This is a genomic window from Sulfurospirillum diekertiae (assembly GCF_002309535.1).
Taxonomy (GTDB): Bacteria; Campylobacterota; Campylobacteria; order Campylobacterales; family Sulfurospirillaceae; genus Sulfurospirillum; species Sulfurospirillum diekertiae.
Genome location: NZ_CP023275.1, coordinates 825,405 through 838,661 on the forward strand (window position 1 = coordinate 825,405; position 13,257 = coordinate 838,661).

General features: G+C 42.8%; 12 protein-coding genes. 10 read left to right on the forward strand and 2 right to left on the reverse strand.

Annotated elements, in window-relative coordinates:
• Positions 1 to 30: 30 nt before the first annotated feature.
• From SJPD1_RS04210 to SJPD1_RS04240, 7 genes are read left to right on the forward strand one after another with little or no spacing between them, the layout of a single operon-like run.
• Positions 31 to 480: a rhodanese-like domain-containing protein gene (locus tag SJPD1_RS04210; RefSeq protein WP_096046105.1), complete on the forward strand. Its 450-nt coding sequence runs from the start codon at positions 31 to 33 to the stop codon at positions 478 to 480.
• Positions 480 to 1,151: a TVP38/TMEM64 family protein gene (locus tag SJPD1_RS04215; RefSeq protein ID WP_096046106.1), complete on the forward strand. Its 672-nt coding sequence runs from the start codon at positions 480 to 482 to the stop codon at positions 1,149 to 1,151. Before SJPD1_RS04210 ends, SJPD1_RS04215 begins: the two co-directional genes overlap by 1 nt.
• Positions 1,141 to 2,244, forward strand: coding sequence for a (Fe-S)-binding protein (locus tag SJPD1_RS04220; RefSeq protein WP_138070101.1), 1,104 nt, complete (start codon positions 1,141 to 1,143; stop codon positions 2,242 to 2,244). Before SJPD1_RS04215 ends, SJPD1_RS04220 begins: the two co-directional genes overlap by 11 nt.
• Positions 2,245 to 2,279: 35 nt before the next feature.
• The gene (locus SJPD1_RS04225) at positions 2,280 to 2,885 is read left to right on the forward strand and encodes a TVP38/TMEM64 family protein (protein WP_096046108.1); all 606 of its coding nucleotides are present in this window, start codon (positions 2,280 to 2,282) and stop codon (positions 2,883 to 2,885) included.
• Positions 2,875 to 5,865: a DUF5714 domain-containing protein gene (locus SJPD1_RS04230; protein ID WP_096046109.1), complete on the forward strand. Its 2,991-nt coding sequence runs from the start codon at positions 2,875 to 2,877 to the stop codon at positions 5,863 to 5,865. Before SJPD1_RS04225 ends, SJPD1_RS04230 begins: the two co-directional genes overlap by 11 nt.
• Before the next feature lie 19 nt (positions 5,866 to 5,884).
• Positions 5,885 to 6,697 carry an MIP/aquaporin family protein gene (locus SJPD1_RS04235; RefSeq protein WP_096046110.1) on the forward strand — a complete coding sequence of 271 codons (813 nt, stop codon included), beginning with the start codon at positions 5,885 to 5,887 and terminating at the stop codon, positions 6,695 to 6,697.
• 11 nt (positions 6,698 to 6,708) lie between these two features.
• Positions 6,709 to 7,797 carry a GTP-binding protein gene (locus SJPD1_RS04240; RefSeq protein ID WP_096046111.1) on the forward strand — a complete coding sequence of 363 codons (1,089 nt, stop codon included), beginning with the start codon at positions 6,709 to 6,711 and terminating at the stop codon, positions 7,795 to 7,797.
• Here SJPD1_RS04240 and SJPD1_RS04245 read toward each other — a convergent pair.
• Positions 7,785 to 8,645, reverse strand: coding sequence for a DMT family transporter (locus SJPD1_RS04245; RefSeq protein ID WP_096046112.1), 861 nt, complete (start codon positions 8,643 to 8,645; stop codon positions 7,785 to 7,787). The two genes, SJPD1_RS04240 and SJPD1_RS04245, sit on opposite strands and share 13 nt — an antisense overlap.
• 248 nt (positions 8,646 to 8,893) lie before the next feature.
• Between SJPD1_RS04245 and SJPD1_RS04250 the strand changes: the two genes are divergently transcribed.
• Complete coding sequence (locus SJPD1_RS04250) at positions 8,894 to 9,781, forward strand: AraC family transcriptional regulator (RefSeq protein ID WP_096046113.1); 888 nt, start codon at positions 8,894 to 8,896, stop codon at positions 9,779 to 9,781.
• A gap of 168 nt (positions 9,782 to 9,949) precedes the next feature.
• Entirely contained in the window at positions 9,950 to 10,861 is a 912-nt protein-coding gene (locus SJPD1_RS04255) for an aromatic alcohol reductase (RefSeq protein WP_096046114.1), read from the forward strand.
• Positions 10,862 to 10,970: 109 nt separating this feature from the next.
• On the opposite strand, the gene SJPD1_RS04260 is transcribed toward SJPD1_RS04255, so the two are convergent.
• On the reverse strand, positions 10,971 to 11,837 hold the full coding sequence (locus SJPD1_RS04260) for a 1,4-dihydroxy-2-naphthoate polyprenyltransferase (protein WP_210394409.1): 867 nt from the start codon (positions 11,835 to 11,837) through the stop codon (positions 10,971 to 10,973).
• A gap of 151 nt (positions 11,838 to 11,988) precedes the next feature.
• Here SJPD1_RS04260 and SJPD1_RS04265 point away from each other — a divergent pair, with 151 nt between their 5' ends.
• On the forward strand, positions 11,989 to 13,122 hold the full coding sequence (locus SJPD1_RS04265) for a nicotinate phosphoribosyltransferase (protein ID WP_096046116.1): 1,134 nt from the start codon (positions 11,989 to 11,991) through the stop codon (positions 13,120 to 13,122).
• The last annotated feature ends 135 nt before the right edge of the window (positions 13,123 to 13,257 follow it).

Sequence of the window (13,257 nt, forward strand, 5' to 3'; positions counted from 1 at the left end):
TACATGTAAAAATCCCTTTTAGGAGAACAGATGAAACTTGCTTCATTGTTTGTGTTGCCGATTGCGGCTTTATTATTGATTGGTTGTGGTGGTGGAAAGGTTAAAGAAAACTCAAAATACAACTACATTACAGCGGATGAGACAGCAAAATTGATACGCGAAGATGCTTCCAAAATCGTTCTTGTTGATATTCAAGAAAAACCTGATTTTGATGAAGAACACTTAAAAGGCGCTTTGGCGACGTATGCGTACCCTGTGAAAACAGAAGATGAAAAAGCAAGACTAGCAGCACTTCTTCCAGAGATTAAAGAGGGTCAAAAAGTGATTATTGTTTGTCCACGAGGCGGTGGAGGAGCGGATCGCGCGTATGATTTCTACCTTTCAAAAGGTGTTAAAAAAGATAACCTTTTAACCCTCAAAGATGGACAATACGGTTGGCCACGCGATAAAGTCAAAGATGTTTTAGCCGTTAGCAAATAATGTTCAAACCACGCAAAATCGCGATACTGCTCTTTGTCGGTATCGCGCTCACCCTTCTTTTTACGTGCCCACAAAGCCGAAACTATTTTTTTGATGTAGTAGGGCTATTTGAAGGTCTTGATATTGAAAAAATCAAAGCGTACATCCTCTCTTTTGGTATTTTAGCACCACTGATCTCCTTTGCCTTGATGGTTTTCCAAGCCGTTGTCGCTCCTTTGCCCGCATTTCTCATCACCTTTGCCAATGCGGCGCTGTTTGGTTGGGTGTACGGAGCCGCACTTTCATGGGTAAGTGCTATGGTGGGTGCCCTTTTGTGCTTTTACATCGCCAAGTTTTTAGGGCGTGAAGTGGTTGAAAAATTGACCAGCAAGATGGCGTTAGAGAGTGTCGATGCTTTTTTTGAAAAACATGGCACGTATGCGATTTTGATTGCACGTCTTTTGCCTTTTATCTCGTTTGATGTGGTCAGTTACGCCGCAGGACTGACGTCTATGAGTCTTCGTTCTTTTTTGATCGCTACGGGCGTGGGACAACTGCCTGCAACATTGATCTACTCGTATGCGGGAGAAATGCTGACCGGTGGTGCTCAAACGATTGTGTATGGACTTTTGATCTTATTTGCCCTTTCACTTTTGATTTATTTGATTAAGCGGGTGTATCGTGGAAAATAAAATCAAAGCGTATGAGCGTGAGTGTGTGGATTGTAGGAGTTGTATGAAGGGTTGTCCGATGTTGTACAGCTTTACCATCTCTCCCAAAAAATTGCTCACCAAATTCACCACGGAGATTCCAAGCTCTCAGATGGCGTTTTCATGCGCAAATTGTGGTTTATGTGCACATGCATGTCCACGTGATATTGACTTTGGCGCGATCTTTACGGCTTCTAAGAAGAACTACGCTGAAGATAAAAAAGTGTTGAAAAAGTATGGCTATGGTGGCGTGATATTCCATCAAAAAAGTAGTTTTTCAAAACTTTTTTCTACTACAAAAAAGTTTACAACTGGAGAGTACACCCATATGGCATTTATGCCTGGATGTGCGCTAAGCTCGTACTCTCCGAACCTCGTTCACACCGTTTTTAATTACTTACAATCCAAATGTTCTGGCATTGGTATCATTCAACAATGCTGTGGCACACCCACTCGTGTTATGGGCGATATGGCACAATTTAAAATCTACCACTCACAGCTTGAAGCAGACCTAGATAAAATGGGTGCGACCACCGTTGTGACAGCCTGTGAAAACTGTTTTATGAGCATTAAAACCTATGCCCCACATATTAAAATCGTTTCACTTTATTCACTGTTAGCGCAGATTGGACTTCCAGAAAGCGCCAAAGACCGCCATAAAAATACCCTGAAAATGGCACTGCATGACCCGTGCCCCACACGGTATGAAAAAGAGATTCATAAAGACGTTCGTACCCTTTTAGCACAGATAGGTTTACCTTTTGAAGAGTTCAAACAAAATCGTGAGAAGACGCTTTGTTGCGGAAGCGGAGGTATGTTGGAGCTGACCAATTCTGCTTTAGCGCATGAGCAAATGCGCACGCGTGCCAACCAAACAGAGTGCGAAAGCATCGTCAGTTACTGCCAAAGTTGCGCGGAGTCGATGAGTCATGGGGGTAAAAATGGCGTGCATCTGCTCGATCTTATTTTTAACCCCACCTTTGAGATGAAGCAAAAAGAGCAGGGAACTTTAAAAAAATGGTATAACCGTTTTACATCACGTCAAATGATCAGCGCTCTAAAGGATAACACATAAAAAAGGTCATACTTTTTTTAGCCTTTGGCATTGTGATGTTTGTCTTTTATAAAAATGGCGTGCTCTCTTACGCACAAGTTGAGTCCATCAAAACGTTTGTACTTGGCTTTGGTATTTACGCACCGCTTATTTTCATAGCTCTTTTTACGCTTGCACCGCTTATCTTCTTTCCTGATGGTATTTTAGCACTTGCGGGCGGGCTCATTTTTGGCTTTGCATGGGGGAGTTTTTACATCATTTTAGGCGCACTGTGTGGCGGTACATTGTCGTTTTACCTTGCACGACTTTACAGCCATAAAATGCGTGAAAAATTGGCGCATGAAAAACTGATTCATTTTCAAAAAAGCGTTCAAAAGCATGGTTTTGTGATGATTTTACTGCTTCGTTTAGTCCCCCTTGTGCCGTTTAACATCATCAGTTACAGCGCTGGGTTCTCAACGATTCGCTACCGTGATTTTTTCTTTGCAACGCTTTTGGGTATGATGCCAGGAGTTTTAGTGTACGCCAATATCGGCGCGCAATCGCTAAGTTTTGGAAGCCAAGAGTTTTACCTCTCTGTGGTATTATTGGTTGTGCTAGTGGTGGTTTCGATGGTGTTAAAACACCGTGTAAAAAAGAGGTTGGAGCGGTATGAAAAGTAATTGGCAACGTATTGTTTTTGAAGAGAGTCCTATTTATGTGCATCGCCACAGTGCGGACTGGTTTGTGCCCAATGCAAGTGCGGATGCTTTGTTACAAAGTGAGGTAAAAAGCCTTACGTATGAGGCGTTAAAACGTCGTATTTCTGAACCAAATCCTTTGGTTTATACGCCAAAACAAACTTCTAAAACAGCGCTGCAAGAGTTTTGGATCCATCTGACCAATCGTTGCAATCTCTCGTGTACACATTGCCTTTTTAACTCTTCACCTACAGAGAAAGATACACTGAATTTTGAGTCTATTTCTTTACATGTAAAAGAGGCGTACACACTGGGTTGTCGGCTTTTTATCATTAGTGGTGGTGAACCGTTGGTACATCCTGAGCTGTTGGCGCTGGTGGAGTTAATTTTAGCACTCAGTGACACCGAAGTGGTCATCTTGACCAATGGTATGTTGCTTGAAAAACTCTTTACATGTAAAGAGTTTCCAACGTCACGTTTGCACTTTCAAATCAGCCTTGATGGGCTTCCAAAAGAACACGATGCGATCCGTGGGCAGGGAAGTTTTGACAAGCTTGAACACAACATCGTTTGGCTTCAAAAAACGGGTTATTCGTTTTCATTGTCAGTGTGTCTGCATCCTCTGAATATTCAAAGTTTAGAAAAAATTGTGGTATTGGCAAGCGAACTTAAAGCTGGGCATTTGCATTTTTTATGGTATTTTTCGCGTGGACGAGGCGTTGATGAAAGGTTGATAGACCAAGACATTCTCTTTAAAGCGCTGATAAATGCCTATGAAAAAGCGCAAAATTTAGGCTTAGTTATTGACAATTTTGAAGCGCTCAAGACGCAAATCTTTGCCCCCAAAGGTACGGTACATGACGGCTCTAGTTCGGGGCGAAGTTCCATCGCTTTAGGCTACGATGGACACTTTTACCCCAGTGCCGCGATGGTAGGTGAGAGTGCGCTTTTAATGGAAGGTGAGAGCATTGTTGAGGCGCTTGAAAGTAAGGTGGCTCAAGCGATTTGGGCGCAGTCCATCACCGCACTCTCTTCGCCACTTCGTTTTTTACTGGGTGGTGGCGACTTAGACCACAGCTTTTCTCATGCCAAAACCTTGATGGGCGATGACCCGTATGAACCCCTTTTGGAGAAGCTTGCTTTGTGGATGATTTCACAAGAGGCGAAGCGATTTGAGCCTTTACATGTAAAGCCTGCGTTGTGTTTGGAAATGGGTGACATCTTGCAGAGTTGCGGCGCAAATGAAGGTGTGGCGCATACCCATGCGAACTGTCTACTTGCCACAGGCGAGAGCGAATCGTTGCGCCTTGTGAAAGCCTTTTACCATGACGCGGCATTGGAAGATAAAGAAGACATCCTCAACCCTGCGTGTTACGAAGAGCAGTACCTTTCGCACATTCCCTCCCATTTGCGCTTTCGTGGGTACGGCTGTGGTAGTCCTATCTTAGATGCAAAGCTCAAAATGGGTGAATCCATGCTTGACCTTGGCTCTGGCAGAGGCATTGAGTGTTTTATCGCCTCAAAACTTGTAGGGAAAAGTGGGCGTGTCGTGGGTGTCGATATGCTCGACTCCATGCTCAAAATCGCGCGAAGCGGGGCAGAAGAGGTGGCACAACGTCTGGGTTATAACAACCTCACGTTTGCCAAAGGTTACCTTGAAGCATTGCCAGAAGAAGATGAGCGTTTTGATGTCATCACCTCCAACTGTGTGCTGAACCTTTCCAGTCACAAACGCAAACTCTTTGCAGAAATCTTTCGGGTGCTTAAAAAGGGCGGAAGGCTCGTGGTTTCCGATGTTGTGTGTGATGTTGAGGCAAGTGCGCTCATCCGCAATGACGCAAAACTGAGTGGCGAGTGCATCGGTGGGGCACTCACGCAAGCCCATCTTTTAGGACTGCTACGTGAGAGTGGTTTTGAGAACGTAGAGCTTATCAAACGCTTTTTTTACCGTGAGGTGCAAGGGCATATGTTTTACTCAATCACGTTTGAGGCACACAAGCCAGACACGCAAAAGCAGGTCGAAGTCATCTACAAAGGTGTGGGCGAAAGTCTTGCATTAGACAATGGTATTGTGCTGTTTAAAGGGGTTAAAACATGCATTGATGAGGCTTTGGCAAAGCGGTTGGAAAGCGAGCTGTTTCTACTGGACGATGATGGTAATGTCACCAATCAAGAGGGTCAAAGCTGTTGTTGTGCGACACCACCTGAGTCCAAACCAAGCCTTTTATTGACGCCAAAACCGACAGCAAAGGTTTCATTTAGCATAGCACCTTCTAAGAAAAACCATAACTGCATGGTCTGCGCATCGGCGCTTGTTTACACACCCTCACCGCACGAAGTGACATGTTATTATTGCGGAAGTGTGAGCGTTCAAAGCGTTACATGCCAAGAGGGGCATTATGTGTGCGATGCGTGTCATTCCAAAGAGGCACTAGCCGTCATCGAACATATCTGTGCTACGTCTAAAGAGCGCGATATGCTCAAACTTTTTCAGCAGATACGAGAGCATCCAAGCATCCCAAAACACGGACCAGAGCATCATGCCATGGTGCCTGCCATTATCGTTACCGCCTATAAAAACAGCGGTGGGAAACTTCCCGAAAATGCACTTAAAACAGCGCTTTCACGCGGCTCTAGTATTATGGGTGGTGCCTGTGGATTTTTAGGGATTTGCGGTGCGGCTTCGGGGGTTGGCATTGGCTTTGCGATTGTATTGGAGGCTTCACCCGTGGTGGCAAAAGCACGCTCTGCGGCTCAAAAGGTCACATACGCAGTACTCGGTAAAATCGCTGAGTACGAAGCGGCACGCTGTTGCCATAGAGAAGTCTGGACAGCGCTCAATATCGCTTCATCGCTCTCCGAAACCTTTTTACATGTAAAGCTTTTGGCACAGATGGAAACGAAATGCGATCAGAAAAAGTTTAACCAATATTGCTATGGAAAAGAGTGCCCGATATTTTAAAAGTAGGTAAGAGCGAATGATGAAATATAAACGTGAATTTATGGGTGAATGCTTAGGAACGTTTATGATGGTGATGTTTGGATGTGGTTCTGTTGCGGTGTCGGTGTTGTTTAATGCCCATCAAGGTTTGTTCCAAATAGCGATGATTTGGGGTATGGGTGTGAGCCTTGCCATTTACGCGGCACGTCATTTATCGTGCGCGCATCTCAATCCAGCCGTGACGTTGGCAATGGTGATGAGCCAAAGAATGACGATCAAAAAAATGCCTGTTTATCTTTTAGGGCAGTTTCTTGGCTCTTTTGGTGCAGGTGTGATGGTATATGCGCTCTTTAATCCTTCTATTGTGGCCTTTGAAAATGCGCATCACATCATTCGCGGTACGCAAGAGTCCATTGCAATCGCGAAAATGTTTGGTGAATATTATCAACTCCCTAACACTGCCGCTATCGTCTCGCTGCCCTTGGCAATGATTGCAGAGGGATTTGGAACGTTCTGCCTTGTGATTATCATTTTTTGTTTGACGGAGAGCTGTAATTTGGGACGACCCGATGACAATATAGCCCCCATTCTCATAGGGCTCGCCGTCACTTCCATCATCTGCCTTATCGCCCCTTTAACGCAAGCAGGACTGAACCCTGCACGGGATTTTAGTCCTCGTATGGTTGCATGGATCTTTGGGTGGAAAGAGGCTTCTTTTCCTGATCAAGTTGGAGGTTTCTTTTGGGTTTATATCTTAGCTCCTTTGCTTGGAGGCATGAGTGCTGGATTTTTATTTACATACCTCATTGAGCCTCTGATGCGCAACAAATGTGAAAAATGTGACTGCCAATAAAAAGGATGATGATGAAAACACGTATTATTTTAGTGGGTGGATTTTTGGGAGCGGGTAAAACTACGCTGTTGTGTGAGTCGGCACGAATGCTGAGTGAACAAGGCAAACACGTTGGTTTAATCACCAATGATCAAGCCTCAGGACTGGTCGATACAGCGTTTCTTGAGCGTTCTCTCCGTTGCGTTACAGAGGTGAGTGGTAGCTGCTTTTGCTGTAATTTCAATGGTTTTGTAGAGGCTATCTCTCACCTCAAAGCAAAAGGTGCTATGGAGATGATTATTGCTGAACCTGTAGGCAGTTGCACGGATCTTTCTGCCACGATTATGCAGCCTTTAAAACAAAAATTCGAAGAGGATTTGATTGTTTCGCCACTGAGTGTTTTAGTCGATCCCGAACGGTTGAATGCTATACTCAAAGGTGGCACATCGGGATTTCATGAAAGTGCGGCGTATATTCTTCAAAAACAGCTTGATGAAGCCGATATGATTGTCATCACAAAAATAGATTTACTCTCACGTGATGCGCTTGAAACCTTAAAAAGACGAGTTGCCAAGAGATGGCCATTAGCTAAAATCTTCTCCTTAAGCGTTAAAAGCGGTGAAGGCTTGGAACTGTGGCTCGATGAAGTGAGCCATTCTACAGTAGCAGGAACGCACTTAGCCGAAGTGGATTATGATATTTACGCGCAAGGCGAAGCCGTGCTTGGATGGCTTAACACGACAGTCACCCTTCAAGGTCACTCTGTGAATTGGGATGCGTTCACGCACAAAATTTTAAAAAGCTTGGCAGAGCGGTTTGATGCTTTAAACTTAGCCATTGGGCATGTCAAAGTGTTACTCGAAGCAGACAAAAAGTACGTGATAGGCAATGTGACAGGAACGTGTGAATCTCTTAGCATAAGAGGCAGTGTAGGAAGCGGAAATCAGGCTCAAATGACGTTAAATGCGCGTGTTGAAATGAATCCAGCAGCGTTAGATCGTATTGTAACAGAGGTCCTTTCTGAGGTATGTGGCAATGAGGTTACTCAAAAAATCGAAGCTTCAAAATGCCTGCAACCAGGACGTCCAAACCCAACCTACCGCTACGATTATGTCGTATGATAGTGCTTCATAAAAAGATGATGTAACCACCATGAAAAGGCAATAACCCCACTTCCCAAAGTCAGTAAGAAATAATTGGTCGGCGTTCCCCAGATGAGAATGTTTACAATCAACCCTGCGGGAACGTGTACATTGTTCATGATGGCAAGCACCCCTGCATCGACTTCACATGCGCCTTTGTTCCACAAAAAATACCCAAGACCCGAAGCGACAACCCCTAACCACACTAAAACGCCCCATTGTATCAAAGTGGGTGAGAGTTTATCAGTGTTGGCAAACAGTCCAAAAGCAACGATGCCGATAATCAGCGCTCCAAAGTGAAAGTAACCAAATACATCACTTTGTGAAATATTTGCATTGGATTCCATAACTTTTTTATAGGCAGTTTGCCCAAGCGCAAAGCAGATATTTGCCCCTTGCACCATCAAAAAACCTGTGATAAACTCAGAATTGACGTTTTGATAACGAATAATATACGCCCCCAAAACCGCCACCCCTGTGCTGATAAGATACAGCGGTTTAAACTGCCCTTTCAGGCCATCATAAAGCAGTGTCACATAGATAGGTGTAAAAATGGTGAAAAGAATGACCTCAGGAACGGTGAGAAATAAAAACGATTGATAGAAAAAGATATACATGAAGCCAATTTGCACACCGCCGATCAGCATGATTTTGATCTTTAATGTCGTGGGAACGCCTCGAAATTTCGTAAACGGTAAAAAAACCAGTGATGCGAGTCCAATACGCACCAACACCGCAAAATAGCTATCGACTTTACCTGCTAAAACTTCACCAATAAAGCTAAACGAAAACGCCCAAATCAGCGTTATCAAAATCAAATATCGCATGGTTATCCTTGTGGAAATGAAGGTGTTACTATAGCACGGGGAGGATTAGTTTAAAAGAAAGGAATTGGGGAGAATAGAGGGGAGAAGGTGTTTTTTAGGTTTACATGTAAAAGAAATGATCAAAGTTTTTAGCCAGACTCACGTTTATTTTTTTACACGATTCATCAGGCGTTAGTCATATTTTATATTACGCTATTATTCTTCAAGAATAGTAAAAATAGATAAGAAATAAAAAGGTTATTTTCTTCATGAATAAAGCAATCGTGAATCAGTTTAGTACATTTTTAAAAAAAGATGGTTTTTACAATACTTTTATAGATGCCGTAAAACTATTGAAAATAAGTAAACCCATGGTTTTAAGTCCTTGCCTTTATGATAACTGGATTGTGTTTACGTTTCAAAATAGTAAAACGGTTAAATTGAATAACCATACTTTAGAATATAATGAAAGTAATTATTTAGTGGCTTCATCAAAACTACCACTAGAGAGTCAAACAGATTTTGCTTCTGAGGCAGAGCCAATGATAAGTATGATTATTTCAATCGATTCAAATGAAATACATCAACTGATACAAGAGTTATCGCCAGAGTTTTCTCTACAAGATAAGGATACTTTGCAAGGAACATTTGTAGATAGAGTGACGCCCGAAATAGAAAATATTTTATATAGATTGATAGAAGCTATAAAATCAAAAGAGGAATCAAAAATCTTAGGTAAATCACTTCTTCGGGAACTGTTTTATAGGGTCTTAAAAGGTGAAAATTCAAAATTTCTCTATAAATTATTTGATCAATCTTCAAAAGAAGCAAAAATTGCAAGAACATTACAAACGATACATAATGACTTTGCAAACGATCTCGATATAGAATCTCTTGCACGAAAAGAAGATATGAGTGTCGCTTCTTTTCATGCTCATTTTAAAAATATTACGGCACATAGCCCTTTGCAGTATATAAAGAAGATTCGTTTAACAAAAGCGAGAGATTTAATGATCCAAGAAAAACTAAAAGTCAATGAAGTGGCTATCAAAGTGGGATATGACAATATTTCTCATTTTAGTAGGGAGTTCAAAAAATACTTTGGCTTTTCTCCAAAGGATACAAAAGCATCTTATGAAGAGTATACTTTAGAATAAATCCTTACGCTTTAAATCTCAAGAATCTGAACATATCTCAAAGGCATTTCATTTTAACGGTAAGCTGCTTTATAGAATTATGCATACAATTTATAGAAATTCCTATTTACATAATTTGGTGTAAAAAATATACTAACCAGATGCATATGAATACATAAAGGAGCACGAATGAATGATAATATTCTCATTATTGGAGCTGGAGAATTAGGTTTGGCAATGATAGACGCATTTGCTAAAAAGTTAAAAACGAATCAAGGATCTCTTAATGTTTTACTCAAAAAGGAATCAATAGAATCATCCGATAAACGTAAAATTCAACGCCTTTGTGACTTTGAAATGAATCATATAGGCGTTACTATGGGCGACCTAGAGAAAGATTCAATAGCAACGCTTAGCGGAATTTTTTCTAAATTTGGAACCATCATTAATTGTAGTGGTTTTGTGGGTGGACAAGGAACACAGATTAAGATTACCAAGGCAGTACTGAATGCTCAGGTTCCCACCTATGTGCCTTGGCAGTTTGGTGTTGACTATGATATTGTTGGAAAAGGAAGCGGACAACCTGTATGGGATGAACAATATGATGTTCGAGAATTATTACGTTCTCAAAATACGACTGACTGGATAATAGTGTCTACTGGAATCTTTACCAGCTATCTTTTCTCATCAGATTTTGGAATCGTTGATCTTAAAGAAAAAACAGTTCATGCATTGGGAGATTGGAATTATAAAGTTACTGTTACAACCCCTGAAGATATTGGTCGATTAACTGCTGAGATTGTTTTCTTTATGCCTAAGATCAAGAATGAAATAATTTTTGTTGCAGGTGACACACTCTCATATGAAGAGCTAGCCGATACAACTGAACATGTCGTTGGTGAACCGTTCAAAAGAGAGTTACTCTCTATGAGCGACTTAACTAAAGCAGTAGAGGAAGATGAAAACAACGTAGCAGCCAAATACAGAATCGCTTTTGCAAGACCCGATGGAGTAGCTTGGGAAAAAACATCAACATTCAATTTTCGCCACAATATTGGGGTATCTGATGTCAAAAGCTGGTTAATGAAGAGTATGAGTTAATTTAATGTCTGCCGAAATAAAACTGACAGGCTACTTTTTAAAGTCACCTGTCTTTTTTTGTCCTTCATTCCAATTTTCAGGGCGATTTAAAATGGATTCGAAATTCATCTTAAACCACATGATCCCAAATAATTCCCACAAATAAAAGCAGTCCAAAGAGGGTTGAGAGTTGTGCGGTGGCTTGCATGGCGGGCATTAGCTTAAGGGCAGTTCCTTTGGTTTTAAAGCCGAGGATGGCTTGCAAGGCTTTGGGCAGACTCAAGAAAACCAGCAGTGCCCAAAAAGAAATGACGTGCGCCAAAACTAAACCGACCATCCACAGATATGCGGCGGCGATGACGTAGCTAAAGACTTTAACCGCTTGTTCGTACCCTAAAACGATGGGCAAGGTGCGTCGCCCTTTTTCTTGGTCGTTGTCTAGGTCTCGAATGTTGTTTGCCATATTGATAGCACCCACTAAAAAGCCGATGGGCAGGGAGATGAGCACCGCGCGCATCGTGAGGGTATCTGCTTGAATAAAAAAGGCGATCCAGAGAATAAACAGCCCCATAAAAAGCCCCGAGGCAATCTCGCCAAACGGCGTATACGCGATGGGTTTAGCCCCACCTGAATACAAATACCCCACCGCCATGCACCCCACACCTGCAAGCCCAACCCACCAACTGCTGTGGATGCAGATGTAAAGCCCGATGCCAAGGGAAATGAGACATAAGAGTTTGGCTAAATTGGAAATGGTTTTAGGCTCAAAGCCATCGCGCACGATGCTCCCGCCGATGCCGATGGAATCTTCCGTATCGAGTCCACGTTTATAGTCAAAATATTCATTGAAAAGATTGGTAGCAATTTGAATGAGCATGGAAGCAATCAGCATTGCCCAAAAGAGGTTCCAGTGTACTGTGTAAGTGTATTCTAACGCCAAGGCTGTACCTAAGATGACGGGGACAAACGAAGCGGTTAAGGTATGGGGCCTTGTCATTCGCCACCATTTTATCCATGTGCTCTGTTGTGTCATCTTTAACCTTTTTAAAGCTCACGATTTCAAAGAATTGAAGAGCCTATTCGCATATTCTAAGCAATAGTATAGCAAAATGAGACTATAAAGGCAGGATGAAAAAACAAGGAGCTGTATGCAAAACAGTAATGAACTTGGTCTCACTGATGTGACCGCATGGACGGATAAATATTTTTCCAATACCAAAGCAATCATCGAACATTTTGGCGATACCGAAGTCACGTATGCCTTCTTTTTACGCCGCCCAGTGCTTTGTGCGACACGTTTAGCCACGCAGTGGATTCAAACACAAGCGACAAGTCGTGGCATCAACGTTATCATCGAAACGACGCACGAGGAGGGTGAATGGGTAGGTGCTGGTGAGCCTTTGTTTTATCTTAGTGGTTCGTTTATGCATTTAGTAGAATTAGAGACGATCATTTTACAAAAATTAGGCTCGGCATGTGTTGCTGCTTACAACGCCTATGAAATGTGTCAAATGCTTCCACATGTCTCATTTTTAGCGATGGACGCGCGTCACTGTGCAGGAACTGAGATGGCTGAGATGATGGCGTATGGGGCATCGGTGGGTTCACGTGTGGCACAACGTTTAGGTGCAGTGGGTTTTATTGGCAATGCGACCGATGCAACGGCACATTTCTTTGGATGTGAAAAAGGCTTAGGCACGGTTCCCCACGCGCTCATCGGCTACGCAGGTTCAACGCTTCGTGCGGCTGAGATGTTCCATGAATGTTTTCCAACGGAGAACATCCCCATTTTGGCGGATTATTTCGGTCGAGAAATCACCGATACCTTAGAAGTATGCCACGCTTTTCCAAAGTTCGCACGCGATGGTAAGATCGCTGTTCGCCTTGATACGCATGGCGGACGTTTTTTAGAGGGGCTTGATACGCAAGAGAGCTATCATGTTTTAGGACGGCATGTTCCTGACGCGGTGCGTGACTACCGTACGGAAGCGGAACTCCATGACTTGATCGGCACAGGCGTTTCGGCGGCAGCCATCTGGAGCATGCGAGAAACGCTTGATCATGCGGGATTTTCCAAAGTACGCATCATCGCTTCTTCAGGTTTTACACCACAAAAGTGCCGTTCAATGGCATGCGCAAAAGCACCCATCGACATCATCGGAACAGGTTCATTTCTTCCCGAAAAATGGAGCGAGACCAATGCCACAGCTGACATCATCGCTTATGGTGGCACACCAAAGGTTAAAGTGGGGAGGGAGTTTTTGCTCAAAAAGAACCACTAAATTTCACTTTTTATTTTTACATGTAAAGGGAGGGCTTAACGTTGAACTATCTTTACATGTAAAAAGCTAGTAATGTCCATCCACTCTTTTTTTGTATCTCACTCATCAAAAAACCAACCCGTACTAAAGCCTTTA

What these genes read in the sequence shown, in the direction of transcription:
- SJPD1_RS04210 (WP_096046105.1), top strand. Translation starts at nt 31, where the DNA reads ATGAAACTTGCTTCATTGTTTGTGTTGCCGATTGCGGCTTTATTATTG.
- SJPD1_RS04215 (WP_096046106.1), top strand. Translation starts at nt 480, where the DNA reads ATGTTCAAACCACGCAAAATCGCGATACTGCTCTTTGTCGGTATCGCG.
- SJPD1_RS04225 (WP_096046108.1), top strand. Translation starts at nt 2,280, where the DNA reads ATGTTTGTCTTTTATAAAAATGGCGTGCTCTCTTACGCACAAGTTGAG.
- SJPD1_RS04230 (WP_096046109.1), top strand. Translation starts at nt 2,875, where the DNA reads ATGAAAAGTAATTGGCAACGTATTGTTTTTGAAGAGAGTCCTATTTAT.
- SJPD1_RS04235 (WP_096046110.1), top strand. Translation starts at nt 5,885, where the DNA reads ATGAAATATAAACGTGAATTTATGGGTGAATGCTTAGGAACGTTTATG.
- SJPD1_RS04240 (WP_096046111.1), top strand. Translation starts at nt 6,709, where the DNA reads ATGAAAACACGTATTATTTTAGTGGGTGGATTTTTGGGAGCGGGTAAA.
- SJPD1_RS04245 (WP_096046112.1), bottom strand. Translation starts at nt 8,645, where the DNA reads ATGCGATATTTGATTTTGATAACGCTGATTTGGGCGTTTTCGTTTAGC.
- SJPD1_RS04250 (WP_096046113.1), top strand. Translation starts at nt 8,894, where the DNA reads ATGAATAAAGCAATCGTGAATCAGTTTAGTACATTTTTAAAAAAAGAT.
- SJPD1_RS04255 (WP_096046114.1), top strand. Translation starts at nt 9,950, where the DNA reads ATGAATGATAATATTCTCATTATTGGAGCTGGAGAATTAGGTTTGGCA.
- SJPD1_RS04260 (WP_210394409.1), bottom strand. Translation starts at nt 11,837, where the DNA reads ATGACAAGGCCCCATACCTTAACCGCTTCGTTTGTCCCCGTCATCTTA.
- SJPD1_RS04265 (WP_096046116.1), top strand. Translation starts at nt 11,989, where the DNA reads ATGCAAAACAGTAATGAACTTGGTCTCACTGATGTGACCGCATGGACG.